At 64.8% G+C, this 23,044-nt stretch carries 24 protein-coding genes; 13 read left to right on the top strand and 11 right to left on the bottom strand.

Annotation, left to right across the window (positions count from 1 at the left end; genetic code table 11):
- Positions 1-18 precede the first annotated feature (18 nt).
- Both PFLCHA0_RS20125 and PFLCHA0_RS20120 read left to right on the top strand, forming a co-directional pair.
- Positions 19-1,410, top strand: a complete 1,392-nt coding sequence (locus PFLCHA0_RS20125; RefSeq protein WP_011062248.1) for an FAD-dependent oxidoreductase — start codon at positions 19-21, stop codon at positions 1,408-1,410.
- A gap of 108 nt (positions 1,411-1,518) precedes the next feature.
- A complete protein-coding gene (locus PFLCHA0_RS20120) occupies positions 1,519-2,223 on the top strand; it encodes a YebC/PmpR family DNA-binding transcriptional regulator (protein ID WP_011062247.1) in 705 nt (234 codons plus the stop codon).
- 65 nt (positions 2,224-2,288) lie between these two features.
- Here the strand turns inward: PFLCHA0_RS20120 and PFLCHA0_RS20115 are convergent, their stop codons facing one another.
- The 4 genes from PFLCHA0_RS20115 to zapE all read right to left on the bottom strand — a co-directional run bounded on the left by PFLCHA0_RS20115 (position 2,289) and on the right by zapE (position 5,788).
- Positions 2,289-3,602 (bottom strand): leucine-rich repeat-containing protein kinase family protein, encoded by a 1,314-nt coding sequence (locus PFLCHA0_RS20115; RefSeq protein WP_041752421.1) that lies wholly within the window; start codon positions 3,600-3,602, stop codon positions 2,289-2,291.
- 89 nt (positions 3,603-3,691) lie between these two features.
- A complete protein-coding gene (locus tag PFLCHA0_RS20110; RefSeq protein WP_015636332.1) occupies positions 3,692-4,060 on the bottom strand; it encodes a hypothetical protein in 369 nt (122 codons plus the stop codon).
- Positions 4,047-4,661 carry a hypothetical protein gene (locus tag PFLCHA0_RS20105; protein WP_015636331.1) on the bottom strand — a complete coding sequence of 205 codons (615 nt, stop codon included), beginning with the start codon at positions 4,659-4,661 and terminating at the stop codon, positions 4,047-4,049. The genes PFLCHA0_RS20110 and PFLCHA0_RS20105 overlap by 14 nt, the downstream gene beginning before the upstream one ends.
- Positions 4,658-5,788, bottom strand: coding sequence for a cell division protein ZapE (zapE, locus tag PFLCHA0_RS20100; protein ID WP_015636330.1), 1,131 nt, complete (start codon positions 5,786-5,788; stop codon positions 4,658-4,660). The genes PFLCHA0_RS20105 and zapE overlap by 4 nt, the downstream gene beginning before the upstream one ends.
- A 240-nt stretch (positions 5,789-6,028) precedes the next feature.
- On the opposite strand from zapE, the gene PFLCHA0_RS20095 reads away from it, so the two are divergent.
- The 7 genes from PFLCHA0_RS20095 (at position 6,029) to PFLCHA0_RS20065 (ending at position 12,567) form a co-directional block, all read left to right on the top strand.
- The gene (locus PFLCHA0_RS20095; protein WP_015636329.1) at positions 6,029-6,529 is read left to right on the top strand and encodes a Csu type fimbrial protein; all 501 of its coding nucleotides are present in this window, start codon (positions 6,029-6,031) and stop codon (positions 6,527-6,529) included.
- 102 nt (positions 6,530-6,631) lie between these two features.
- Complete coding sequence (locus PFLCHA0_RS20090; protein ID WP_011062241.1) at positions 6,632-7,168, top strand: Csu type fimbrial protein; 537 nt, start codon at positions 6,632-6,634, stop codon at positions 7,166-7,168.
- 20 nt (positions 7,169-7,188) lie between these two features.
- On the top strand, positions 7,189-7,725 hold the full coding sequence (locus PFLCHA0_RS20085) for a Csu type fimbrial protein (protein ID WP_015636327.1): 537 nt from the start codon (positions 7,189-7,191) through the stop codon (positions 7,723-7,725).
- A gap of 4 nt (positions 7,726-7,729) precedes the next feature.
- A complete protein-coding gene (locus PFLCHA0_RS20080; protein ID WP_015636326.1) occupies positions 7,730-8,230 on the top strand; it encodes a Csu type fimbrial protein in 501 nt (166 codons plus the stop codon).
- 46 nt (positions 8,231-8,276) lie between these two features.
- Positions 8,277-9,068, top strand: a complete 792-nt coding sequence (locus tag PFLCHA0_RS20075; RefSeq protein WP_015636325.1) for a fimbrial biogenesis chaperone — start codon at positions 8,277-8,279, stop codon at positions 9,066-9,068.
- A gap of 119 nt (positions 9,069-9,187) precedes the next feature.
- Entirely contained in the window at positions 9,188-11,545 is a 2,358-nt protein-coding gene (locus tag PFLCHA0_RS20070; protein WP_041752419.1) for a fimbria/pilus outer membrane usher protein, read from the top strand.
- A gap of 32 nt (positions 11,546-11,577) precedes the next feature.
- Complete coding sequence (locus PFLCHA0_RS20065) at positions 11,578-12,567, top strand: Csu type fimbrial protein (protein WP_011062236.1); 990 nt, start codon at positions 11,578-11,580, stop codon at positions 12,565-12,567.
- A 3-nt stretch (positions 12,568-12,570) separates the two neighbouring features.
- Here PFLCHA0_RS20065 and PFLCHA0_RS20060 read toward each other — a convergent pair whose 3' ends face one another.
- The gene (locus tag PFLCHA0_RS20060; protein ID WP_015636323.1) at positions 12,571-13,296 is read right to left on the bottom strand and encodes an anti-sigma factor family protein; all 726 of its coding nucleotides are present in this window, start codon (positions 13,294-13,296) and stop codon (positions 12,571-12,573) included.
- On the bottom strand, positions 13,293-13,799 hold the full coding sequence (locus PFLCHA0_RS20055) for an RNA polymerase sigma factor (protein WP_011062234.1): 507 nt from the start codon (positions 13,797-13,799) through the stop codon (positions 13,293-13,295). The genes PFLCHA0_RS20060 and PFLCHA0_RS20055 overlap by 4 nt, the downstream gene beginning before the upstream one ends.
- Before the next feature lie 167 nt (positions 13,800-13,966).
- Between PFLCHA0_RS20055 and PFLCHA0_RS20050 the strand changes: the two genes are divergently transcribed.
- Positions 13,967-15,052 carry a catalase family peroxidase gene (locus tag PFLCHA0_RS20050; protein ID WP_015636322.1) on the top strand — a complete coding sequence of 362 codons (1,086 nt, stop codon included), beginning with the start codon at positions 13,967-13,969 and terminating at the stop codon, positions 15,050-15,052.
- A complete protein-coding gene (locus PFLCHA0_RS20045; protein ID WP_011062232.1) occupies positions 15,049-15,588 on the top strand; it encodes a cytochrome b in 540 nt (179 codons plus the stop codon). The genes PFLCHA0_RS20050 and PFLCHA0_RS20045 overlap by 4 nt, the downstream gene beginning before the upstream one ends.
- Positions 15,589-15,609: 21 nt before the next feature.
- On the opposite strand, the gene PFLCHA0_RS20040 is transcribed toward PFLCHA0_RS20045, so the two are convergent.
- Positions 15,610-16,830, bottom strand: coding sequence for an MFS transporter (locus PFLCHA0_RS20040; protein ID WP_015636321.1), 1,221 nt, complete (start codon positions 16,828-16,830; stop codon positions 15,610-15,612).
- A 104-nt stretch (positions 16,831-16,934) separates the two neighbouring features.
- Between PFLCHA0_RS20040 and PFLCHA0_RS20035 the strand changes: the two genes are divergently transcribed.
- Positions 16,935-17,390 (top strand): winged helix-turn-helix transcriptional regulator, encoded by a 456-nt coding sequence (locus tag PFLCHA0_RS20035; protein ID WP_015636320.1) that lies wholly within the window; start codon positions 16,935-16,937, stop codon positions 17,388-17,390.
- A 36-nt stretch (positions 17,391-17,426) separates the two neighbouring features.
- On the opposite strand, the gene PFLCHA0_RS20030 is transcribed toward PFLCHA0_RS20035, so the two are convergent.
- Positions 17,427-18,581, bottom strand: a complete 1,155-nt coding sequence (locus PFLCHA0_RS20030; RefSeq protein WP_011062229.1) for a M14 family metallopeptidase — start codon at positions 18,579-18,581, stop codon at positions 17,427-17,429.
- Between the two features lie 487 nt (positions 18,582-19,068).
- The gene (locus tag PFLCHA0_RS20025) at positions 19,069-19,416 is read right to left on the bottom strand and encodes a DUF6124 family protein (RefSeq protein ID WP_015636319.1); all 348 of its coding nucleotides are present in this window, start codon (positions 19,414-19,416) and stop codon (positions 19,069-19,071) included.
- A gap of 131 nt (positions 19,417-19,547) precedes the next feature.
- Between PFLCHA0_RS20025 and PFLCHA0_RS20020 the strand changes: the two genes are divergently transcribed.
- Positions 19,548-20,213, top strand: coding sequence for a LexA family protein (locus tag PFLCHA0_RS20020; RefSeq protein ID WP_011062227.1), 666 nt, complete (start codon positions 19,548-19,550; stop codon positions 20,211-20,213).
- Positions 20,214-20,266: 53 nt separating this feature from the next.
- Here the strand turns inward: PFLCHA0_RS20020 and PFLCHA0_RS20015 are convergent, their stop codons facing one another.
- Together PFLCHA0_RS20015 and PFLCHA0_RS20010 are read right to left on the bottom strand one after the other, a co-directional pair.
- Positions 20,267-22,213, bottom strand: coding sequence for an acetyl/propionyl/methylcrotonyl-CoA carboxylase subunit alpha (locus PFLCHA0_RS20015; RefSeq protein WP_015636318.1), 1,947 nt, complete (start codon positions 22,211-22,213; stop codon positions 20,267-20,269).
- The gene (locus PFLCHA0_RS20010) at positions 22,213-23,028 is read right to left on the bottom strand and encodes a gamma-carboxygeranoyl-CoA hydratase (RefSeq protein ID WP_011062225.1); all 816 of its coding nucleotides are present in this window, start codon (positions 23,026-23,028) and stop codon (positions 22,213-22,215) included. The genes PFLCHA0_RS20015 and PFLCHA0_RS20010 overlap by 1 nt, the downstream gene beginning before the upstream one ends.
- Positions 23,029-23,044: the final 16 nt, after the last annotated feature.

Here is a 23,044-nt window from a genome sequence, read left to right as displayed (position 1 = left end):
TTTACCTGGAGACTCACCATGCGACCTTTCTGGCTGGAACAGGCCCTGCAACAGCAACCCTCACCGGCGTGCCCGCCACTGTCGGGCGATACCACCTGCCAGGTGGCGATTGTCGGCGGCGGCTACACCGGGCTGTGGACCGCCATCATGCTCAAGGAGCAGAACCCCGGGCTGGACGTGCTGCTGATCGAGGCGGATATCTGCGGCGCCGGTGCCAGTGGGCGCAACGGCGGCTGCGCGCTGTCCTGGTCGGCCAAGTACTTCACCCTGGAGCGGCTGTTCGGTGTCGAGGAGGCCGTGCGCCTGGTCAAGGAATCCGAGCAGAGCATCTATGCCATCGGCGCCTTCTGCGAGCGCTACGGGGTGGATGCCCAGTACCGCCTCGACGGCACTTTGTACACGGCCACCAACCCGGCCCAGGTCGGCTCCACCGACGGCGTGATCGCTGCGCTGGAGCGCCGCGGCATCAACTCCTTCGACAAGCGACCCCTGGCCGACGTGCAGCGCATGGCCGGTTCCAGCCAGCATCTGGAGGGCTGGTATTCGCCGGCGGCGGCCAGCGTACAGCCGGGCCTGCTGGTGCGCGGGCTGCGCCGGGTGGCCCTGCAACTGGGCGTGAGGATTCACGAGAACACCGCCATGACCGGGCTGGAGGAGGGGCGCCCGGCGCTGTTGCGCACGCCCCTGGGGCAGATCCGCGCCGAGCGCGTGGTACTGGCGATGAATGCCTGGATGGCCCGGGCCTTCCCGCAATTCGAACGCAGCGTGGCGATTGTTTCCAGCGACATGCTGATCACCGAGCCGCGGCCCCAACTGCTGCAGCAGATCGGCCTGACCAGCGGCGTGACGGTGCTGGATTCGCGGATCTTCGTGCACTACTACCACAACACCCCGGACGGTCGGATCATGCTCGGCAAGGGCGGCAACACCTTCGCCTATGGCGGGCGGATGCTGCCGGTGTTCGACCAGCCGTCGCCCTACGCCGGCTTGCTCAAGCGCAGCCTGGGGCAGTTCTTCCCGGCCTTTGCCGACGTGCCGGTGGCGGCCACCTGGAATGGCCCGTCGGATCGCTCGGTGACCGGCTTGCCGTTCTTCGGCCAGATGAGCCGCGCGGGCAATGTGTTCTACGGTTTCGGGTATTCCGGCAGCGGCGTCGGCCCCTGCCATATGGGCGGGCAGATCCTCGCCTCCCTGGTGCAGGGGCTGGACAACCCCTGGACTCGCTCGCCGCTGGTCAATGGCCCCCTGGGCTACTTCCCGCCGGAGCCGATCCGCTACCTGGGTTCGCTGGTGGTGCGCAACGCCATCCGCCGCAAGGAACGGGCCGAGGACCACGGGCGCCGGCCGCGGCACCTGGATGTGCGCCTGGCGCGTTTCGCTGCGGCGGCCGGCAAGGCCGACAAGGGCTGAAGCCTGCCAGCCACTGACTTTTTGGTCGATCAGGGCCTTGAGGACGTATAAACTTGCCCATCGCGTCGGCCAAATCCAACTCGACGCCATAGATCAAGAGAGTGAGTAATGGGCGCACAGTGGAAGGTTAAACACAAAGAAGCGGCAGCCAATGCCAAGGGCAAGATTTTCGGCAAGCTGGTCAAAGAGATCACCATCGCCGCACGTAACGGCGCCGACACCGCCACCAACGCCCACCTGCGGCTGGTGGTGGAACAGGCGAAAAAGGCTTCGATGCCCCGCGAGACCCTGGAGCGTGCCATCAAGAAAGGCTCGGGCCAGCTGGGCGAGACCGTGCAGTACCACCGCGTGACCTACGAAGGTTTTGCCCCGCACCAGGTACCCCTGATCGTTGAATGCGTGACCGACAACATCAACCGTACCGTGGCGGAAATCCGCGTGGCGTTCCGCAAGGGCCAACTGGGCGCTTCGGGTTCGGTGTCCTGGGATTTCAACCACGTGGGCATGATCGAGGCCTCGCCGGACAGCCCGGACGCCGATCCGGAACTGGCCGCCATCGAGGCCGGTGCCCAGGACTTCGAGCCGGGCGAAGAGGGCGCGACCCTATTCCTGACCGAGCCTGCGGACCTGGATGCGGTACAGAAAGCCCTGCCCGAGCAAGGTTTCACCGTGCTTTCGGCCAAGCTTGGCTACCAGCCGAAGAACCCGGTCAGCGGCCTGAGCGATGAGCAGATGGCTGAAGTCGAGGCGTTCCTCGAAGGCCTGGACAACCATGACGACGTGCAGGACATGTTCGTCGGCCTGGCAGGCTAAGGCGATTCGCCGGCCAGCCCGCTCCTGCATACCTTTGTAGGAGCCGGCTGGCCGGCGAAGCTGTTTTAAAGCCCCGCCAATTCCTCGCAGACCTGGGTAAAGCCCGGTCGCGCCAGTACCTCCGGCTGGCAGCAGCGCTGCACCAGCGCCGCCAGTTTCTGCTGTTGCCCCAGGCTCAGCGAGCCATCCCCGCGCTCCAGCAATTCCTCCAGCAAGATACCGAAGGCCCGCACTTCCAGGCGTTGCAGCGCCCGGCTTTGCACGGTGTCGTCCTGGGCATGGAAGGACGCTGCGCCAAAATCCCCCAGCAGGCAGTCGCCTTGGGCGTTCCACAAGGTGTTGTGGCCATAGAGGTCGCCATGGGTGATGCCCTGGGCATGCAGGTGGGCGCCCACCGAAGCGATGCCGCGGGCGATGCCCAGGGTTACGTCGGCGTTGAAGCGGGCGTCGTCCGGGTAGATGTCCCGGGAGCAGGAATCCAGGCTGGGCAGCGCTGCAAGGTTGGCAAAACTTTTGTCGATCAACTGCATCACCAGGCCGTTCTGGCCCTGGGGGTGGTCGAGGATGCGGCCTTCGACGCGGATCAGGTTCGGGTGCAGCCCGGCGCTGATGCAGGCGTTCATTTCGTGCAGCGGCGAGCCGTCGCTGGTCATCTCGCCCTTGTACAGCTTGACCGCCACCGCTCGCGGCGGTTGCCCGGCGGGCTGCCACTGCGCCTGGTGAATCACCCCCGAGGCGCCTTCGCCCAGGCGCTGTTCCAGGGTCAGTTCGCTCCAGGGGATGGTCGGAGTGGATTCCAGGGCCGTGGCATCGGCTTCCGACTCCAGCGGGTTGCCGGCATAGGCCAGCCAGGTCAGGCGCGGCAGGGCGAGGAGGAACGGCGGCAGCTCGGTCAGGCGGTTGGCGGCAATCCGCAGCAGTTCCAGGCGGTGGCACTGGCCCAGGCTTTCGGGCAGGCGGGTCAGGCGGTTGCCGGCGAGCATGAGTTTTTGCAGCAGCGGGCGCTGGCCCAGTTCTTCCGGCAGCTCAGCGATGCGGTTATCGGTGAGGATCAGCCAGCGCAGCTGCGGTGGCAGGGCGGCGGCCGGCACCCGCTCGATGCGGTTGGCCTTGAAGCCGATCATGCTCAGTTGCAGGCATTGGCCGAGGCAGGCCGGTACTTCACTGAACCAGTTGTCCGAGCAGAACAGGATGCGCAGGCGAGTGAGCCGGTGCAGGTCCTCGGGCAGGCTGCTCAGGGCGTTGCCACTGAGGTTGAGGATCTCCAGGGAGTCGGCCAGATCGAAGATTTCCCGGGGGAACTCAGTCAGCCCGCAGGACAGGTCCAGGCGCTTGATGCCGGCCAGTTGGCCAGCCCGCAGTTGGGCAAGGGTATCCATGAACAGCGTCAACACTCGAAAGAAGAAAAAGGCGGGCAGAATAAAGCAGTTCGGCGGTTTTTGCTGCCTGGGCGGCCATGGGATGGGGGCTATTGGGTTTCCAGCAGCCTGAAGGCCAACGCGCCCGCTCCTTGAACGTAGTCGGCAATCAGGGTCAGGTCGGTCTTGCGGCCTTTGGACCACAGCTGGCAGGCCACTCTCATGGTCGATGGCTCGGTGCCCAGCGGGTAAAGGTCCAGGGCGACCCGGCCGCTGCGGTCTGGTTGGAATACCCGGTCATAGGGCGCAAGGGCCAGGTCGCCGGCCTGTTCTCCCGAGCTGTCCAGCTCTTCGAGGATTTCTGCATAAATGGCCGGGCTCACGCCAACTGCCGCCAATGCCGTCGGCTGGGCATGTTCAATGGCGCGCAAGAGTGCCTCTGCCAGTCGGTAAATCTCTTGGCGGTCAAATGCTTGCATCTTGCAGTGCTCCAGCCAGCCGGCGAAATGCCGCGGGTTGTCTGGAGTTCCCGGCTTCAGCCAGCATCGACTCCAGGCTGTGGTGCTCCAGGGTATTTTTTACCGATCCGGTGGCGGCTCTGCCCAGCGGGCTTTCCAGGTCGAAGTCGCTCTCCAGGGTTGCAAGCAGGTAGGCGCCCTGGCGGCTCCATTGGTTGAAACGCATGACGTGCCGGTCATCCAGAATCACCGCGCCTTCCTGCTTGTCGTCCGAGAAATGGAAAGCCAACTGCGAAGGGGGCAGGTTTTGCTGGGCCGCAAGGCGTTTCCTGTACTTGAGCACGGACGTAAGGCGGGCCCCGGGGGCCAGGTTGAAGCCACTGCCGACCCGTTGCCGGTCAAGGAAGTAGCACTTGAACAGCACCTCCAGGGTTCGCTGGTGGTAGCGCGTCGTGCAGCGTTTTTCATACTGGTGAAAGTCCTGGGGCTCGCCGACCCGCTCATAGCCTTTGGCCGCCAGTTCGGCTGCCGAGAAACTCTCCAGACCAAATAGCCGGGAGTGCTTGAGGGTTGAATCTTGCAGGTGCAGGCACACCAGCTCGCAAAAGCTGATCGAACTCATGTGGCTACCTGCTCAAGCGGGTGCTCGGGGCCGATTTCCTGCAGTTGCCCGAGGCGGCTGCGGGTGCGGGCCAGGTCGATGGCGTGGCCGCCCAGGCTTTCGGCCAGCGGGCGCTGGCCGATCAGCAGCAGGCGCTTGTCCTGGTCGTAGAGCACGTCGATCAGATTGATGAAGCGCTGCTGGGCGGCGATCGAGCACTCCGCCAGTGGCGGCAGTTCATCGATGATCCAGGTGTCGAACTGGCGGCTCAGTTCCAGGTAGTCCATGACTGCCGTGGGCTGCTGGCACAGGTCGTTGAATTCGAAGCGGATGCTGCGCTGCTGGCGCTGGCGGGTGGTCAGCTGGCGGCTGCCGACCTGCAGCAGCGTTGCCGGGGCATGGCGTTCGGGCAGCTTGAGCGCCTGGCGCTGGGCCGCGGTGCCGGGCCAGAGATACTGCCCCCGGGTAAAGGCCTGTTGTTCGTGGGTTTGCGCGTGGGTCCGGTAATCCTCGGCACCGCCGACTTCCATGACCTGCATGCGCGCGTTGATCAGTTCGATCACCGGTTTGAAGCGGGCATGGTACAGCGGGTTGGGCAGCAGGCCTTCGGGGGCGTAGTTGGAGGTCACCAGCAGCACGATGCCGCGCTTGAACAGGGCCTTGAACAGCCGGGTGATGAGCATGGCGTCGCCGATGTCGTGGACATGGAACTCATCGAAACACAGTACCCGGCACTGGCGGAGCAGCTCGTCCAGAGTGGTTTCCAGGGCATCGGCCTGCTGCTGGTGGCGAAACATGCCCTGGTGCAGTTGGGCGAAGAAGTCATGGAAATGCAGGCGCTGTTTCTCGTCGATGGGCAGGGCACGGAAGAAGCCGTCCAGCAGCCAGCTCTTGCCCCGCCCCACGGCGCCATACAGGTACAGGCTCGGCGCCTGCGGGGTGGCCTGCTCCAGGGCGTCGGCCAGTTGCCCCATGCGCTCGATCACCTGCAACTGGCCATGGCTCAGGGTGTAGCCCAGGTCCAGGGCCTTATGGCGAAAGTAGTCATGGATCAGCGCGCCAGCGGCGCTCGGGCGGCGGGCGGGCCTGGCGAACAGGCGACGCCAGGGAGATCGAGTCTGTGCATGTTTTGGCGGTAAAGCGGCCAATGTTGATTACCCCGATGGTTCCAGGCCGCTCACCTTAAGAGCGGCGCGCCAATTTAACCAATAGAAAATGCCCCGGCCAGTCATCTCGAAAAGGCATGGCTACAGCCGTGCCGGCGCAGCGCTCATGCCGTGAGCAATTAATACGCTAACTGGCGGTTTCCCCGCGGGTTGCTAACCTGACTTCAGCGAATGCTCCTCATAAGGATTGAGGCCTTGAATGGATATAAGGGTGTGGCAGTGATGAGCGCATTGCTCAGCGCGACAGCAGGGGCCGCGGACTTGCAGGTGCAGGTCCGGGTCGATGTGCTGCGTGGCTGCCAGTTGGTCGGCCAGCAGCGCGAAGCGGGGATCGAACAGCTCGGTACCCTGGACTTCGGCAGCACCGCGCGCCTGGACGATCCGGCCGGGCCCTTGTCGGCGGCACTGCCGGGCAGCCGCCAGCCGCGCCTGGAATGCAACCCCGATACCCCCTATCAGATGCGCATCGACGGCGGCCTGCACGGTGGTGTCGGCGAAGTGCGCTACCTGGCCAGCAACACCCGGGCCGGCAAACCCATTCCTTATCGCCTCTACCAGGACCCGGCCCGGCGGATTCCGCTGCCGGTGAATGTACCGGTCAGTGGCCGGGTGCCGGATTCCGGCACGGTGGACCTGCCCTTGTACGGGCGTATCGAACCTTTGGCCGAGATCCCTCGGGCCGGCGGTTATTCCGATGTATTGAAAGTGACCCTGACCTGGTAGGGCCGGGGCATGAATGCTGCCACCAGTAACGGGGCAGAGCAGGGAGGGCGGTTCATGGTGAACGGCCCATGTGGGAGTCCTGATGGAACTGGGATGGCTGCAATGAAAGGCAGGACCTGGACGATTGTCGCCCTGGGTTCGTTGTGCCTGTTGGCGGACGACGCCCAGGCGGCAATCAGCGGGCAGATCCAGGCACGCCTGGTGATTACCGCTGCCTGCCAGGTCAGCAGCGGCGGCGATCCGTCTGCCAGCCCGATCGGCGACCCGGGCATGCTCAACTTCGGCCAGCAGGGCCCGACCTGGGTCGCGCCGATCAAGGCCAGCCTCACCAACAGCGCCGAGGGCCAGCTGCAGGTGGCCTGCAACTCCTCGGTCACCGGCTTCACCGTGACCATCAATGGCGGCCTCAACGGCGACGGCACGACCCGGCGCTTGAGCAATGGTCGCCAGACCATCCCCTATCGATTGTTCGTCGATGCTTCCGGTAGCGACAGCTACAGCATCGGCCAGCAGCGCAATTTCGCAGTGAGCAGCGGCAGACGGATTCCCATCCCGGTGTTCGGCTCTGTGGTCGCGAATACCCGCGCGGTTCCGGCAGGGCTCTACACCGACACCCTGACCATCACGCTGGATTGGTAAACCATGAGAGGACACACATCATGCACGCGCTTGTATCCAGAATCGGCTGGCCTCTGTTGGGGCTGGTCATGGCTTCAACGGCCAATGCCGCCACCACGGTCACCGGGCAGATCAGCTCGACCCTGATCCTCACCAGCAGTTGCCAGGTCAACGGCGTCGGCGGCAGCACCGGACTGAACTTCGGTGCCCTGAACTTCGGCACCACCAACAGCCTGTTCACCACCGCCACCGGCCAAGTGCTGGGCGGCGGTGGCGGCGCGCTGTCGATCCTCTGCTCCACCGGCACCACGCCGACCCTGACCATCCAGGGCGGCGCCAATGACGGCAAGTCCACCGGTGGCACCCGGGCCCTGTTCGACGGGGTGGCCAACTATGTGCCCTATGACCTGTACACCGACTCCGGGCATTCGCAGATCGTCGCGATCAACGGCGTGATCAACCTGGCGCCAAGCACCGGGGTGGCGCAAACCGTGAACCTCTATGGCCAGGCGGTGGGCAAGGCGGGGCTACCGGCCGGCACCTACACCGATACGGTGTCCGTGCAACTGACCTTCTGATGCCATGGCCAGCCACGCTTGTGCGCTGCTGCTCCTGGCCTGCGCGAGTGCCTGGCCGGGGTGGATCGCTGCGGCCACCAGCCAGAGCTTCCAGGTCAGCGCCACCATCACCGCCGGGTGCCTGGTGGTGGGGGGTGTCAGCAACTACGGCAGCCTGGCCTTCGGCAGCCAGTCGGCGCTGTCCACCAGCACGGTCAGAGTGGCGCTCACCGGGGGCGTGCAGTTGCAGTGCACGCCGGGGGTGACCCTGAACATGACGGTGGACGGAGGCCAGTACAACAGCAGCGGCCGGCACATGCAGCTCAATAGCGGCAGTGCGCGGGTGGCCTATCAGTTGTTTCGCGATGCGGGCTACAGCCAGAGCCTGGGGATAGGCCAGAGCGTGGCCGTGGCCTACAGCGATGCCAATAACATCAGCCTGCCGATCTACGGGCAGGTGCAGTTGCCGGGCAATCAGCCTGGGGGGACGTACAGCGATGTGCTGCAGGTGCAGCTGTCGTGGTGATGGGGCGCATTCATAACCAGCCGGCAGGCGGACAAGGAGTAGCAGTATGCATTTACCTTTGCAGGGCATGCGGGGGACCGGTTATCTGATCCTGGCGGGGCTGTTGGCGGTTGTACCCAGGGTCCAGGCCGCCAGTTCGGTGCTGATCTGGCCGATCGACCCGGTACTGGAGGCCGATCAGCAGGCCAGCGCGCTGTGGCTGGAGAACCGCGGTACCGAGACCGCCAACCTGCAGATCCGGGTGTTTGCCTGGAGCCAGAGCGGCTTTGCCGACCAGTACCAGAACCAGCGCGATGTCATCGGCAGCCCGCCGGTGGCGAAGATCGAGCCGGGGCAGAAGCAACTGGTACGCCTGACCCGCACCCGCGAGGTGCCACCGGGGCAGGAGCTGGCGTACCGGATCATCATCGACGAGATTCCCTCGGCCAAGCCCATCACCCCGGAAGGGGATGCCAAGAGTGCGGCAGCGATCCGCTTCCAGATGCGCTACTCGGTGCCTTTGTTCGCCTATGGCGCCGGGCTGTGGAGCAAGGAAGACACCTCCCGTCCACGCGATCCCAAGGGGGCCGGCGTGCCGGACCTGAGCTGGCGCAAGGTGGCAGTGGACGGCAAGACGTTTTTCGAGCTGCGCAACCAGGGCGCGGTGCACGCCCGCCTGACCGATGTGGCCTTCAAGCAGGGCGGGCAGGCCCGGCCCGTGGCGCCTGGGCTGCTGGGCTATGTGTTGCCCGGGGCGGTGATGCGCTGGCCGGTGCCGGAAACCCTGGCGGCCGAGTCGACCCTGCAACTGCGGGTCAATGGAGCACCGCAGGTACAGGACCTGGCGCCTACGCACTGAGCCTCGGGCGCAACGCGGCCGCCAGTCGGACGGCCGGTGGGGAGAGGTACGGACGGATGTGAGCGCGGTGGCGCATCCGCCCCGGGATGGAGATGTCCATAGATGGACTTGAGCCCGCAATGAGCCAGGACCCGGCTCGGCGTTTTCGCAGGTGGCAAGGGCTGGTGACCGGCCTGTGTAGCCTGATGCTGGCCGCAGGGGTGCCGGCGGGCGAACTGCCGCCGCCGCCCAGCAGCCTGGAGTCGATGGCCGATGCACAGCTGTTTCTGGAACTGGTGATCAATCAGATGAACACAGGGAAGGTGGTGGCGGTGGAGCAGCGCTCCGGCCGGCTGTTTCTGCCGGCGCAGACCCTGCGTGAAACCGGGATCAAGCTGCCCGAGGGGCTGGGCGCCGAGGTCGACCTGGACAGCCTGCCGGGCCTGCACAGCGACTACGACAGCCAGGGCCAGCGGCTGCTGCTGGACGTGCCGCCCGACTGGCTGCCGGAGCAATTCATCGGCAGCCGCCAGGCTTACCCACGGACCCCGGCCCTGAGCAGCTTCGGCGGGTTGCTCAACTACGACCTGTACCTCAACGACACCGATGACGGCGGCACCTACCTGGCGGCCTGGAACGAGGTGCGGCTGTTCGACTCCTGGGGCACGCTGTCCAACACCGGGCAGTACCGCCAGACCCTGTCGGGGGGTGGGAACAGCTCCCTGAACAACGGTTACCGACGCTATGACACCACCTGGCGTTTTTCCGACGATGAACGCCTGCTGACCTACGAGGCCGGTGACCTGATCAGTGGCGCCTTGCCCTGGAGCAACTCGGTGCGCCTGGGCGGGGTGCAACTGTCCCGGGATTTCTCGGTGCGTCCGGACCTGGTGACCTATCCCTTGCCGCAGTTCGCCGGGGAAGCAGCGGTGCCGTCCTCGGTGGACCTGTTCATCAACGGCTACAAATCCAGCAGCGCCGACCTGCAGCCCGGCCCCTACACCCTGACCAACATTCCCTTCATCAACGGCGCCGGCGAAGCGGTGGTGGTCACCACCGATGCCCTTGGCCGGCAGGTGTCCACCACGGTGCCGTTCTACGTCACCAGCACCTTGCTGCAAAAGGGCCTGACGGACTTCTCGGTGGCCGCGGGTACCTTGCGCCGGGACTACACCCTGCGCGACTTCGGCTATGGCCCGGGGGTGACTTCCGGCAGCCTGCGCTACGGCCTGAGCGACAGCCTGACCCTGGAAGGCCATGCCGAAGCCTCGGACTCCCTGACCCTGGGCGGGGTCGGCGGCAACCTGCGGCTGGGGCAGTTCGGGGTAATCAATACCGCCGTCAGCCAGAGCCGTTTCGACGGCGACGGCGGCCAGCAGTTGAGCCTTGGCTATCAGTACAGCAGCCAGCGCTACAGCGTCGCCTACCAGCGGGTGCAGCGGCGTGATCAGTACGCCGACCTGACGGTGGTCGACAGCCCCTACACCAGCCTCAGCCAGCGTAGCGAGCAACTGACCCTGAGCCTCAACCTGGAGCGCTTCGGCAGCCTGGGCGCCGGTTATTTCGACGTGCGCGCCGCCGACTCGACCCGTACCCGGCTGTTGAACCTGACCTGGAGCAAGCCGCTGTGGCACAGCAGCAGCTTCTACCTGTCGGCCAACCGCGAGATCGGCGACAGCCACTGGGCCATGCAGGCACAACTGGTGGTCCCCTTCGACCTGCACGGCAGCCTGAGCCTGAGCAACGAGCGCAGCAAGACCGGGGAAAACCGCCAGCGGGTCAACTTCAGCCGCTCGGTGCCGATCGAAGGCGGGGTTGGCTACAACCTTGGCTACGCCACCGGCAGTGGCGCCGACTATCGCCAGGCCGATGTGACCTGGCGCCTGCAGTCGGTGCGCCTGCAGGCCGGGGTCTATGGCACCAGCGATGCCGAGACCCGCTGGGCCGATGCCAGCGGTTCACTGGTGTGGATGGACCGCCAGGTGTTCGCCGCCAACCAGATCGACGACGCCTTCGTGGTGGTCAGTACCGACGGCTACAAGGACATCCCGGTGCGCTATGAAAACCAGCTGGTGGGCCAGACCGACAAGAACGGCCATCTGCTGGTGCCCTGGAGCAGCGCCTATTACCGCGGCAAGTACGAGATCGATCCGCTGAACCTGCCGGCCAACGTGCAGAGCCCGAATGTCGAGCAGCGGGTGGCGGTGCGGCGTGGCAGCGGCTACCTGCTGGAGTTTCCGCTGACCCGGATCATTGCCGCCAGCGTGGTGCTGGTGGACGCCCAGCAGCGCGAGCTGCCCCTGGGCAGCAACGTCACTCATGAGCAGAGCGGGGCGCGGACGGTGGTCGGCTGGGATGGGCTGGTCTATCTGGAAAACCTCGCGGCCCAAAACACCCTGCACGTGGAACTGGCCGACGGCAAGACCTGCCTGGCGCAGTTCGACATCGACATGCAACAGCAGCAGGTGCCGTTGATCGGCCCGCTGGTCTGTCAGTAACGGCGGTATCACCGGATCAAGGAGCGTGGCGTGTGAATGCGGGCAAGGGATGGCGACAGGCAATACTGGGGCTGCTGGCGAGCGTGCTGTCGTGCACGGCCCAGGCACTGTGCACGACGGTCCCGACCGCGCCGGCAGGCTTCGGTACCGTCAGCTCGATCCTGGTGCGCACCACCTCGCAGCCGGCCTCCACCACCAATGCCGGGCTGAGCTGTACCGGCTCGCTGCTGAGCATTCTGGCCAGCAACGATCATTTCTACGCCACCATCACCTCCACCACCAGCGGCATGGTGGGACCTACCGGCGACGTCATCAGCTACACCCTGTACGCCAACAACAGCACCAGCTATCCGATCACCCGCGGGGTGCAGTTCGACTTCGCCCGCAATTCCATCATCGACCTGCTGGGCCTGCTGGGCAGCCCGACCGTGGCCAAGACGGTGCCCATCTACCTGGGTACGCTCACCGGCAGCAACGTGGCGGCGGGGGTCTATACCGAGAACCTGAGCATTCTCTGGAGCTGGAACTATTGCTCCGGAATCGGCGCCCTGGGGATCTGTCTGGGCCGGGATGTCGGCAGCGGTACCCAGAGCCTGACCGTGAACATGACGGTGTCCAACGATTGCGTGATCACTGCGCCGAACATCAGTTTCGGCAGCGCGCCGGTGATCAGCGCCTTCGCGACGGTGACCGGGCAGACCATCAACCTGGCCTGCACCAAGGGCAGTGCCTACACCGTGGGCCTGAGCGATGGCCAGCACCCGGTGAGTGCGGGGGGGCGCAGGCAGATGATTTCCGGCAGCAACTACCTGGCCTACGACATCTTCAAGAGTGCCGGCAGCACCCGCTGGGGCAGTGTCGGCAGTGCCCGGCGCTCCAGCACCGATGCCGAGGTGAACCCCGGCAACGGCCTGGGCACCGGCAGCCAGATCTTCAACTACAACGCCAGGATCTACACCGACCAGAGCACCCCGCCGGCCGGCACCTATATCGACAACGTGGTGCTGGACGTGGGCTTCTGAGGGCTATAGGGGAATTTCCGCCGGGCCGACCATGGCGTAGTTGTAGCCCTGGCCGGACCAGTACTGCGCCTGCAACGGGCCCTCGCGGCGGCTGCCCGGGGGCAGCAGTTTGTTCTGCGGCCCTGGCGGGCGGATGTAGAAGCTAACCTTGCGCCCCTCGCGATCCTCGTACAGCACCATGGCCGCCGGGCCTTGCTCGGTGCTCAGCAGGCGCCCGCTGACGGCCCTGAACCCGGCCCCCTGCAGATCCGGCAATGGGCTGGCCTGGGTGAAGTAGCGGTCCAGCCAGGCCTGGATGCTCTGATTGCCCTGTACTTTGAAGTCCGCGGGGAGCATGCCCTGCTCGGCAAACAGACGATAGGCCTGCAGGGCGTCGGTCATGGGCAGCACGCTGCTGCCGGCCAGGGTCAGTTCCCGCGCCTGCCAGCCGCTCAGGCCGCCCACGCCCACCGCCACCAGGAGCACCGCGGCACTGGCCAGGCGGCGCAGGCTACGTTGCTTCAGGCGCGCGCGGATCTGCACAGGGTCCAGCGCCGGGTTGGCCGGCTGCAGCAGGGCACCACCCAGGGCCGCCCGCAGGTGCTGGGCGTCCTGCTGCCAGGCCTGGACCCGGGCCGCCACCTGCGGGTGGCTGGCCAGGTAGTGTTCCAGCAGCCGGCGGTCCTGCTCACTGAGTTGGTGATCGACATAAGCGTGCAAGTCGCTGTCGCTGGGGGGCAGGCTGATCATTTGAGTATCCGTAGAGAAGGGCTGCTGATTTCGCCGTCGCTGAGTTGGCGCAGGGCCTGGCGGGCCCGGGACAGGCGCGACATCACGGTGCCGGTGGGCACTTGGAGAATCTCGGCGATCTCCTTGTAGCTCAAGCCTTCCACCGACACCCAGAGCAGCAGGGCGCGCTGTTCGGCATTCAGGCGGTCGAAGGCTTCCAGGGTCGATTGCGCCATCACCGTGCGCTCCACCGAGGGCTGGCTGTCGTCACGGCCGGTGAAGAACTCCAGCATCCGCGCGTAGCGTCGGGAACGCCGGTGGGCATCGAGGAACTGCCGGTAGAGGATGGCGAACAGCCAGGCCCGCAGGTCGCCTTCGGGGCGTTTCTCGGTCCATCCGGCGAGGGCGCGTTCCAGGCAGGCCTGCACCAGATCGTCGGCGCTGCTGGGCTGGCGCGTCAGGGACAGGGCAAAGCGGCGCAGCCTTGGAATCAGCGGGCGTAGCTGTTGGTCGAGATCGTTCATGAAATCCTGCGGATGCTGGGCCAGTCACTAGGCTTGAGGCTAGGAAGACGCGCCGCACAGCAGGTTATTCCAGCCGCAGGAAAATAAATACCGGTCGTGGAATAACCCTGGGCGAGCTGCGTCTGACAGGTCCTTGCCCTCATGGCTACGCGTATTGGAGATGTCCCATGGTTGATCCTTCATCAAAGCCCGACCGCCCACCCCTGGGGCCCGTCAGCCTGACCCTGCGCCTGGGGGCAATCGCCCTGGTGGTGGCCGTCGCTGCGGGGGCTCTGGCCTATGTGCATGGCAGCCTCGATCCCGGTCGCCTGACCCCCAAGGCCCTGGTGGATGTGCTGGAAACCAACAATGGCGTGCACCCGGGGTATCGCCGTAACCACGCCAAAGGGGTGTGCGTCATCGGCTACTTCGAAAGCAGCGGCGAGGCCCGGGCCTACTCCACGGCGCAGGTGTTCAATGAGGCACGCACGCCGGTGGTGGGGCGCTTTGCCCTGCCCAGTGGCAATCCCTATGCGCCGGACAGCAGCGTGCCGATCCGCAGCCTGGCGCTGCGTTTCCTCCAGGCCAACGGCCAGCAGTGGCGGACCGGGATGAACAGCATGCCGGTGTTCCCGGTGGGCACTCCCGAAGCCTTCTATCAGTTGCAACAGGCCGGCTCCCCTGATCCGGCCACGGGCAAGCCGGACCCGAGCAAAGTGCCGGCATTCTTCGCCAGTCATCCCGAGGCGACGCCGTTCCTGCAATGGGTCAAGGGCGCCAAACCTTCGGCCAGCTATGCCAGTGAAAGCTACAACGGGATCAATGCCTTCTACCTGGTGGATGGCAGCGGCAAGCGCCAGGCAGTGCGCTGGGGGGTAGTGCCCGAGACCCGGGATGGGCCTGATGCAGGCAGTGCCCCGCAAGGCGCCGACTACCTGGAGCAGGACCTGGTTCGGCGCCTGGCCCAAGGGCCGCTGCGCTGGCGCTTGCAGATCACCCTGGCGGCGCCCGGCGACCCCACGGATGACGCCAGCAAGGCCTGGCCGGCGCAGCGGCCGGTAATCAACGCCGGGACCCTGGTGCTGCAAAGCACCCAGGCGCAGAACAGCGGCGAGTGTCGGGACATCAATTACGACCCGCTGATCCTGCCCAGCGGCATCCAGGCGTCCGACGACCCCCTGCTGGCAGCGCGCTCTGCGGCCTACGCCAGTTCCTACCTGCGTCGCACCAGCGAAGTCAGCCAATTGCCCGGCGCCCAGGAGCCACGTCCATGAATAGCCAACCTCGACATTTCGCCCCCCTGGCGCGCCTGCTGCACTGGCTGATGGCGTTGCTGATCATCGCCATGCTGTTCATCGGCGCCGGCATGGTGGCCTCGGTTTCCGCGCGTCATGAATGGCTGATCCACCTGCACAAGCCCCTGGGGATCGCCATCCTGCTGTTGGTGCTGGTGCGCCTATGGGTGCGTTTCTACACCCGACAACCGCCGTTGCCGGCAGACCTGCCGGGCTGGCAGGTGCTGGCGGCCAAGGCCTCCCATGTGCTGCTGTACGCCTTGATGCTGAGCCTGCCGCTGCTGGGCTGGGGCATGATCTCGGCGGCCGGTGACCCGGTGATGCTTGGCAGTTCGCTGCAACTGCCGGCGATCCTGCCGGCCAATGCCCAGCTGTTTGCGGTGTTGCGCAAGGCCCATGGTTATCTGGCGTACCTGCTGTTTTTCACCGTGCTGCTGCATCTGGCCGCGGCGCTGTTCCATGGTTGGGTGCGTCGCGATGGCGTGCTGCAGAGCATGTTGCGCGGCCGCGGTTGATTGAACCCGGCGGCGCCGGGCTCAAGTGGCGCAACCCACCCTGGCCGCGGCTTTGCCCGGGGCCAGGCTCCACAGCCAGTAGATCAGCGCCACGCCGTTGATCCCGGCCCCCAGCAGGCAGACCCCGGCCCAGCCGGCCCAGGCATAGGTGGCGGTGGCGGCGATGGAGCCTGCGGCGCTGCCCAGGGAATAGAACAGCATGTAGCCGGCGGCCAGTCGGCTCTGCGCCTCGGGGCGCACGCTGTAGATCAGGCTCTGACTGGTGACGTGCACGGCCTGCAGGCCCAGGTCGAAGCTGATTACCCCGAACAGCAGGGCCCACAGGGACGATTGAGTGAAGGCAATGGGCAGCCAGGACAGCAGCATCAGGCCCAGTGCCAGGCCGCTGGTCCACTGCGCCAGGCCGCGGTCGGCCAGGTGCCCGGCCCGTGCCGCGCCCAGGGCGCCTGCCGCGCCGGCGAGGCCGAACAGGCCGATCTCGGTGTGGGACAAGGACAGTGGCGGGGCACTCAATGGCAACACCAATGGCGTCCACAGCACGGTGCCGGCGGCGAAGATCAGCATCGCCAGCACCGCCCGGTCCCGCAGCACTTTTTCCTCCTTGAACAGTTGCAGCAGCGAACCGAGCAATTGCCCGTAACCCTGGGTGGCCTTGGGTTGCTCGCGGGTAGGCAGGGTTTTCCACAGGGCCAGGGCCACCAGCAGGGTCAGCCCGGCGGACAACAGATAGACCGAACGCCAGCCCGCCAGGTCGGCCATGGTCCCGGCCACGGTACGGGCCAGCAGGATGCCTACCACCACGCCGCTGGTGACCATGCCCACGGTTCGGCCGCGTTGCTCTGCCGGGGCCAGGTTGGCGGCGTAGGCCACCAGTACCTGGGTTACCACCGCCAGCAGGCCGATGCAGGCCATGCCCAGCAGCAGCCAGGCGCTGCTCGGGGCCAGGGCCACGGTGAGCAGGGCCAGCACCGAGAGCAGGGTCTGGGTCACGATCAGCCGTCGCCGGTTGTACAGGTCCCCCAGGGGCACCAGCAACAGCAGGCCCAGGCCATAGCCGACCTGGGTCAGGGTGATGACGATGCCCACGGTGGCCGGCGCCAGGTCGAAGGTATGAGCCATGGCATCCAGCAGTGGCTGGGCGTAGTAGACGTTACCCACCGCCAGACCGCAGGCGATGGCGAATAGCAGCACCACTTTGGTGGAAAGAGCAGGCGAGGCATGAGGGGAAGAATTGGCTGACATGTTGGGCTCCGGGTTTTGGTTTCATAATGAAACCAGTTGTACGGTAAAGATCGTGGTTTTATATTGCAACCACTTTCCTTTGGCCTGATCGGAGAATGCCCTACATGGTCAAGCGCACCAGCCTGCAAGATGCCGAGTGCCCGGTTGCCCGCTCACTGGACGCCATTGGCGACTGGTGGTCGCTGCTGATCGTGCGGGATGCCTTTGACGGAATCCGCCGTTTTGGCGAGTTCCAGCGCAACCTCGGCATGGCCAAGAACATCCTGGCCACACGCCTGCGGACCCTGGTGGAACATGGGGTGTTCGAGGTTGTCCCGGCGTCCGATGGCAGTGCCTACCAGGAGTACGTGCTGACGGAAAAGGGCAGGGGGCTGTTTCCCCTGATCATCGGCTTGCGCCAATGGGGCGAAGCGTTTTTCTATCAGGAAGGGGAAGCGCATTCACGGATGGTCGACCGGCAGACCGGGCAGCCGTTGCGCGCGCTGGAACTGCGCTCGGCGGACGGGCGCTTGCTGGGGCCGGAGGATTGCCGGCGGGTGGCGGTCGGGGAGGGTGACTGAGGGCTGCGCAACGGGGGGGGCAGCCCTCAGTCGGGTTCAGCGCAGGTGATCCACCAGGTCGGCCAGGGTGCTCAGCACATCCTTGCCCAGTTGCATGGAGCGTTTGCCCGACCAGCCGGTGAGCGGGTTGGGGTTGTCATCGTGGTCCTTGAAGGGCATTTCCAGGGTCAGGGCCAGGCAGTCGTACTTTTCCCCGACGGCATTGCAGGCCAGGGCCATGTTGGCCTGGCCGGGTTTGTCCCGGGTGTAGCCGTGGGTGGTCTGGAAGTCCCGGGTCTGGCGTTTCAGGTGGCTGCGGAAATGCTCCTCGAGCTTCTCCAGTCGCGGGGTGTAGCCCGGGTTGCCTTCGCAGCCGGCGGTGAACACGTGGGGAATCTCTTCATCGCCGTGCACATCGAGAAACAGGTCGACGCCGTATTGTTCCATCTGCTGCTGGACGAACAGCACTTCCGGGCTGAGTTCCTGGCTGGCGGTCTGCCAGGCGCGGTTCAGGTCCTGGCCCTGGGCATTGGTGCGCAGGTGGCCGTGGAATGCGCCGTCGGGGTTCATGTTCGGCACCAGGTACAGGTCGGCCTTGGCCAGTAGCGCGTTGAGCTCCGCATCATCGTGACGGAACAGGCGCTCGATCACGCCCTCCATGAACCATTCGGCCATGTGCTCACCGGGATGCTGCTGGGCGATGATCCAGATCTTGCGTTGGCCTGGCGCGCCGCTGCCTTTGCGCAGCAACTGGATGTCCCGGCCTTCGACGCTTTTACCCACGGCCAGCAACTCGGTGCCGGCCTTGGTCAGGGCCTGGTCGATCAGCCAGTCGTGGCGGCCACGGCTGTAGGGTTCGAAGTAGGCGAACCAGGCATGGGTCTGGGTGGCTTCCAGGTTGAAGCGCAAGGCGTCGCCTTCGAAGATCGTCGGTACGCGAAACCAGTTCACATGGTCGTAGGAGGCCACTGCCTGATAGCCGGTCCAGGCTTTGTTGTAGGAGGATTGGCTGGCGTTGGTCAGGCGAAACCAGTGTTCCTGGCCGACATGCAGGCCGCTGACCTTGAAATGAAACCACTGGAAGTGCGGGCTGCGGGTATCCGGGCGGATGGCCAGCAGTGCCTGCAACGGGTTGCTGATATCCAGTACGTCGATGTTGCCACTGTCGAAATCAGCGCAAATATCAAAAGAAGTGTGATTGCCCACGGTCATAATCGATTCCTTATCAGGATTGTTATGAGCGCTACTCTACACAGAAGGGGGGGTAAAAGAAGGGGGGCGTCGTCCTTGACGCAGACGAAGCTTAGTGGCTATGCGATTGATTCTCAAGCGCTACTTTTTGATTTGCGAGGCTTTTACGACGGGCGTTTGCTTGCAAAAGGACATTCTTTTGCTATCATCGCCGCCATTATTTTTTGCGACACCTACAGTCTTCATTAGCCTGAAGCCAAGCCAGAAAAACTGGCAAAAAAAAGACCCGGCAAAAAGCCGGGTCAAAAACCGTGATTAGCCTGATGAGGAGATAATCCAAAGGTCCGACCTAAGGTCCTTTGGGCTATCGACTGATCTCGCGACCAGTTGCTTGCAATAATAATCATTATCATTTGCAAGTCAAATGTTTTTCCCCGCCTTCCGGAAAATATTTTTCCACTTCCGTTTTTTCCCGTCGCTGGCTTCACGTCCAGCCGTACGCAGGGCTTCAGTTCGACTCAACGCGCTGGCTTTCCAGTGATTTGTCCACCAGGGCCTTGGCCAGATCGATCATGTGCACCACTGAAAACGCCAGGTCGCGATTGGCTCCCCGCAGATTGTCCGCTGCATCGTAGGCGGTGGCCGCTGCACAGCGCAGCAGGTCGGAGGCGTGGATCATGGCTTCCTCGCTGCTCAGGCTGCGCCTGATTTCGAAGAACTTCTCTTCCTTGTCTGACTCGGTAATGGCCGGCTTCAAGTAATAGTCCATTGCGCGTCGGGCAGCCTGGCTGTCCTTGAGTGAGCTTAATGTGGTCTCTGTATCGAGTTCCGGCACGTCCTTGCTGCTTGTGTTCATGAAGTGTTCTGCCCTGTCTGAGAAAGGAAATAGGGGTAGGCCGATGTTAATACACATTGTAATTGTGACGGGATTTCAAATACTACAAGTTGTGTGTTGAGGCTGGAAATACACAACGTATTGTTCGGCCCATGGACAAATGGATCGAGTTGGTCAAAGCCAACATGAAAGGCCGCAAGGTCACACAGGAAAAGCTCGCCGAGCGCCTGGGCATGTCTCAAGGGGGTATCGGTCACTGGTTGAGCAAGCGCCGCCAACCGAAGATCGAAGACATGAACCGGGTGCTGGAAGAGATCGGCATGGGCTTTCTCGAAGTGGCCCTGGTGGTCCGCGAGAAACCCTTGCTAGGAGACGATGGCGAGCCCCTGGCAGACGGGCCTGCGCTCCTCAACAAGTACAACCCGTACTTCCGTTACCCGGTGAGCGATTGGCGGGTGGCCGGCGAGGTTCGCGAAGACGGGCAGCCTGCCTACGTGCCGGAGCGCTACGAGCTTTCCGACTATCAGGCCCGGGGCGCGGCATTCTGGCTGGTGGTGGTCGGCGACGCGATGATCGCTCCCAGCGGTCTGAGCATCAGCCAGGACATGCTGATCCTGGTGGACCCGGCGATTGGCGCCGAACCCGGGAAGTTGGTGGTTGTACAGTGTCCTGGTAGTGACGAGGCGATCTTCCGCAAGTTGGTGCAAGAGGGTGGTTTGCGTTACCTGGTTCCGCTCAATCCTACTTATCCGAAGATGCTCTACAGCGACAAGTGCCGGATTATTGGTGTAGTCGTACAAGCTACTGCGAAGTTTTAACTTTCCCTAGAAGCCCCTTCCTGCAAACAGGAAGGGGCTTTCTTACTTGGGAGTTATTCCAACTCCACCAATGCACTGCCTTCGCTGACCATTTCGCCTTCCTGGCAATACAGCGCCTTGATGACCCCGGCCTGGGGGGCACGAATGCTGTGTTCCATCTTCATGGCTTCCAGCACTACCAGTTGTGCACCGGCCTCGACGCTTTGCCCCGGGCTGACCAATATCCGAACGATGCTGCCATTCATCGGCGCAGTCAGCCCGCCTTGCTGGCTATGGCTGGCTTCGGCCGCGGCAATCGGGTCATAGGCGCTGACGGCATGTGTGTCGCCCTGCCAGTTCAGGTACAGGGTGTCGCCGCGACGGATGGCCCGGTGCTCGCGGCGCAGTCCCTGTTGCTCTGTCCATAGGTGCTCGCCCTGCAGCTCAAAGGCCGCAGTGCGAGCGCCAAGGCTGATGGCCTGATCCTGGCCGGCGCAGCTCAGGTGCAGGCTGGTTTGCGCTGGCAGGCCGTTGCGCCAGCCGTTGATGGCGGACCATGGCGAGTCGGGATCATCGCTTCGTGTGCGTGGCGGCTGGCTCTGGCTGAAGGCGTGGGCGGCCGCTTGCCAGAAGTCTGCACTCAGCTCGCCTGCGGCTGGCAGCAACTGCTCCTGATAGCGAGGGATAAAGCCGGTATCCAGCTGCGCTTCGGCAAAGGCCGGGTGGGCAATGATGCGCCGCAGAAACGCCAGGTTGGTCTTCAGGCCGCCGATGACGAACTCGTCCAGCATGCTCAGCAACCGCAGGCGCGCCTGCTCGCGGTCTTCGCCCCAGGCAATGAGCTTGCCCAGCATCGGGTCGTAGAAGGGCGAAACGCTGTCGCCTTCCTCGACACCGCTGTCCACCCGCCGACCGGGGCCTGCAACCGATTCGCGGTACAGCTCCAGGCGCCCGGTGGCCGGAAGAAAGTCGTTGGCCGGGTCTTCGGCATACAGCCGTACTTCGATCGCATGCCCGCGCAGTGGCACCTGCTCCTGGCTGATGGGCAGGGTTTCGCCGCGGGCCACGCGGATCTGCCAGGCCACCAGGTCCAGGCCGGTGATGGCCTCGGTGACCGGGTGTTCCACCTGCAATCGGGTGTTCATCTCCATGAAGAAGAACTCGCCACGGGCATCCAGGAGAAACTCCACGGTGCCCGCGCCCACGTAGCCAATGGCCTGGGCCGCGCGCACCGCGGCTTCGCCCATGGCCTTGCGCAGTTCGGGGCTGAGGCCCGGGGCCGGAGCTTCCTCGACCACTTTCTGGTGGCGGCGCTGGATCGAACAGTCGCGTTCGTTGAGGTACAGGCAGTTGCCGTGCTGGTCGGCAAACACCTGGATCTCCACGTGCCGTGTCTTGAGCAGGTACTTTTCCACCAGCATCCGCGAATCGCCGAAGGACGACTGGGCTTCGCGCTGGGCCGAGGCCAGGGCTTCGGCCAGTTGGCTGACGTCCTCGACGACTTTCATGCCCTTGCCGCCACCGCCCGCGGTGGCCTTGAGCAGCACCGGGTAGCCGATGCGTTCGGCGGCATTGCGGAAGGTTTCCAGGTCCTGGGCTTCACCGTGGTAACCCGGAACCAGGGGCACCCCGGCGGTTTCCATCAGCGCCTTGGCTGCCGACTTGCTGCCCATGGCGTCGATGGCCGCGGCAGGCGGGCCGAGGAAAATCAGCCCGGCGGCTTCGATGGCTCGGGCAAAACCGGCGTTCTCCGAGAGAAATCCATACCCGGGATGGATGGCCTGGGCGCCGCTGGCCCGGGCGGCGGCAATCAGCTTGTCGATCTGCAGGTAGCTGTCGGCAGCCTTGCTGCCGCCCAGGTCCACGCGGATATCCGCTTCACGGCTGTGCCGGGCGTCGCGGTCGGTAGCGCTGTGCACGGCCACGGTGGTCAGGCCCAGGGCCTTGGCGGTGCGCATCACCCGGCAGGCGATCTCGCCGCGGTTGGCCACCAGCAGGGTGTCTAGAACAGGGGCGCTCATCAACGGGACTCCTTGGACGTGGTCTCGGACTGCCAGCTGGGCGGGCGTTTTTCCAGGAATGCCCGCAGGCCTTCCTGGCCTTCGGCGCTGACCCGGATGCGGGCGATGGCGTTTTCGCAATAGCGACGCAGGGCGGTGGTCAACGCGCCGTTGCCCACTTCCCGCAGCAGGTCCTTGCTGGCGCGCATCGCCTGGGGACTGTTGAGCAGCAGATTGTCGACCCACTGCTGGACCTGTTGATCCAGCTCTGCGGCGGGATAGCTTTCTGCCAGGAGACCGATTTCCCGCGCCCGCTGGCCGCCAAAGCGTTCGGCGGTGAGGGCATAGCGGCGGGCAGCGCGTTCGCCGATGGCCTGGACCACGAACGGGCTGATGACCGCTGGTGCCAGGCCGATGCGCACTTCGGAGAGGCAGAATTGCGCCTCGTCACTGCCAATGGCCATGTCGCAGCAACTGATCAGGCCCAGGGCCCCGCCAAAGGCCGCGCCTTGCACCACCGCCAGGGTCGGGATCTTCAGCTTGGCCAGGTTGTACATCAGCTCCGCCAGTTCCCGGGCGTCGTCGAGGTTGGTGTGGTAGTCGAGCTCGGCCGATTGCTGCATCCAGGCCAGGTCGGCGCCGGCGCTGAAATGCCGGCCGCGCCCGCGCAGCAGCAGGAAGCGCAGGCTCGGGTCGCCCTGCACCTGATCCAGGGCGAGGATCAGTTCACGGATCATTTCGGCGTTGAAGGCGTTGTTCTTGTCTTCGCGGCTGAGCCACAGGGTGGCGAAGCCTCGAGGGTCACGCAGCAGTTCCAGGGTATTGAAGTCGCTCATGTTCTTCTCGCGCAGG

The organism is Pseudomonas protegens CHA0 (genome assembly GCF_000397205.1).
Taxonomy (GTDB): Bacteria; Pseudomonadota; Gammaproteobacteria; order Pseudomonadales; family Pseudomonadaceae; genus Aquipseudomonas; species Aquipseudomonas protegens.
The sequence above is the reverse complement of the archived record's forward strand: the minus strand, read 5'-3'. Positions and strand labels throughout refer to the sequence as shown.

Excerpts from the sequence above, each read along its gene's own strand:
- PFLCHA0_RS20125 (WP_011062248.1), top strand. The coding sequence starts at position 19 with ATGCGACCTTTCTGGCTGGAACAGGCCCTGCAACAGCAACCCTCACCG.
- PFLCHA0_RS20120 (WP_011062247.1), top strand. The coding sequence starts at position 1,519 with ATGGGCGCACAGTGGAAGGTTAAACACAAAGAAGCGGCAGCCAATGCC.
- PFLCHA0_RS20115 (WP_041752421.1), bottom strand. The coding sequence starts at position 3,602 with ATGGATACCCTTGCCCAACTGCGGGCTGGCCAACTGGCCGGCATCAAG.
- PFLCHA0_RS20110 (WP_015636332.1), bottom strand. The coding sequence starts at position 4,060 with ATGCAAGCATTTGACCGCCAAGAGATTTACCGACTGGCAGAGGCACTC.
- PFLCHA0_RS20105 (WP_015636331.1), bottom strand. The coding sequence starts at position 4,661 with ATGAGTTCGATCAGCTTTTGCGAGCTGGTGTGCCTGCACCTGCAAGAT.
- PFLCHA0_RS20095 (WP_015636329.1), top strand. The coding sequence starts at position 6,029 with ATGAGCGCATTGCTCAGCGCGACAGCAGGGGCCGCGGACTTGCAGGTG.
- PFLCHA0_RS20090 (WP_011062241.1), top strand. The coding sequence starts at position 6,632 with ATGAAAGGCAGGACCTGGACGATTGTCGCCCTGGGTTCGTTGTGCCTG.
- PFLCHA0_RS20085 (WP_015636327.1), top strand. The coding sequence starts at position 7,189 with ATGCACGCGCTTGTATCCAGAATCGGCTGGCCTCTGTTGGGGCTGGTC.
- PFLCHA0_RS20080 (WP_015636326.1), top strand. The coding sequence starts at position 7,730 with ATGGCCAGCCACGCTTGTGCGCTGCTGCTCCTGGCCTGCGCGAGTGCC.
- PFLCHA0_RS20075 (WP_015636325.1), top strand. The coding sequence starts at position 8,277 with ATGCATTTACCTTTGCAGGGCATGCGGGGGACCGGTTATCTGATCCTG.
- PFLCHA0_RS20070 (WP_041752419.1), top strand. The coding sequence starts at position 9,188 with ATGAGCCAGGACCCGGCTCGGCGTTTTCGCAGGTGGCAAGGGCTGGTG.
- PFLCHA0_RS20060 (WP_015636323.1), bottom strand. The coding sequence starts at position 13,296 with ATGATCAGCCTGCCCCCCAGCGACAGCGACTTGCACGCTTATGTCGAT.
- PFLCHA0_RS20055 (WP_011062234.1), bottom strand. The coding sequence starts at position 13,799 with ATGAACGATCTCGACCAACAGCTACGCCCGCTGATTCCAAGGCTGCGC.
- PFLCHA0_RS20050 (WP_015636322.1), top strand. The coding sequence starts at position 13,967 with ATGGTTGATCCTTCATCAAAGCCCGACCGCCCACCCCTGGGGCCCGTC.
- PFLCHA0_RS20045 (WP_011062232.1), top strand. The coding sequence starts at position 15,049 with ATGAATAGCCAACCTCGACATTTCGCCCCCCTGGCGCGCCTGCTGCAC.
- PFLCHA0_RS20040 (WP_015636321.1), bottom strand. The coding sequence starts at position 16,830 with ATGTCAGCCAATTCTTCCCCTCATGCCTCGCCTGCTCTTTCCACCAAA.
- PFLCHA0_RS20035 (WP_015636320.1), top strand. The coding sequence starts at position 16,935 with ATGGTCAAGCGCACCAGCCTGCAAGATGCCGAGTGCCCGGTTGCCCGC.
- PFLCHA0_RS20030 (WP_011062229.1), bottom strand. The coding sequence starts at position 18,581 with ATGACCGTGGGCAATCACACTTCTTTTGATATTTGCGCTGATTTCGAC.
- PFLCHA0_RS20025 (WP_015636319.1), bottom strand. The coding sequence starts at position 19,416 with ATGAACACAAGCAGCAAGGACGTGCCGGAACTCGATACAGAGACCACA.
- PFLCHA0_RS20020 (WP_011062227.1), top strand. The coding sequence starts at position 19,548 with ATGGACAAATGGATCGAGTTGGTCAAAGCCAACATGAAAGGCCGCAAG.
- PFLCHA0_RS20015 (WP_015636318.1), bottom strand. The coding sequence starts at position 22,213 with ATGAGCGCCCCTGTTCTAGACACCCTGCTGGTGGCCAACCGCGGCGAG.
- PFLCHA0_RS20010 (WP_011062225.1), bottom strand. The coding sequence starts at position 23,028 with ATGAGCGACTTCAATACCCTGGAACTGCTGCGTGACCCTCGAGGCTTC.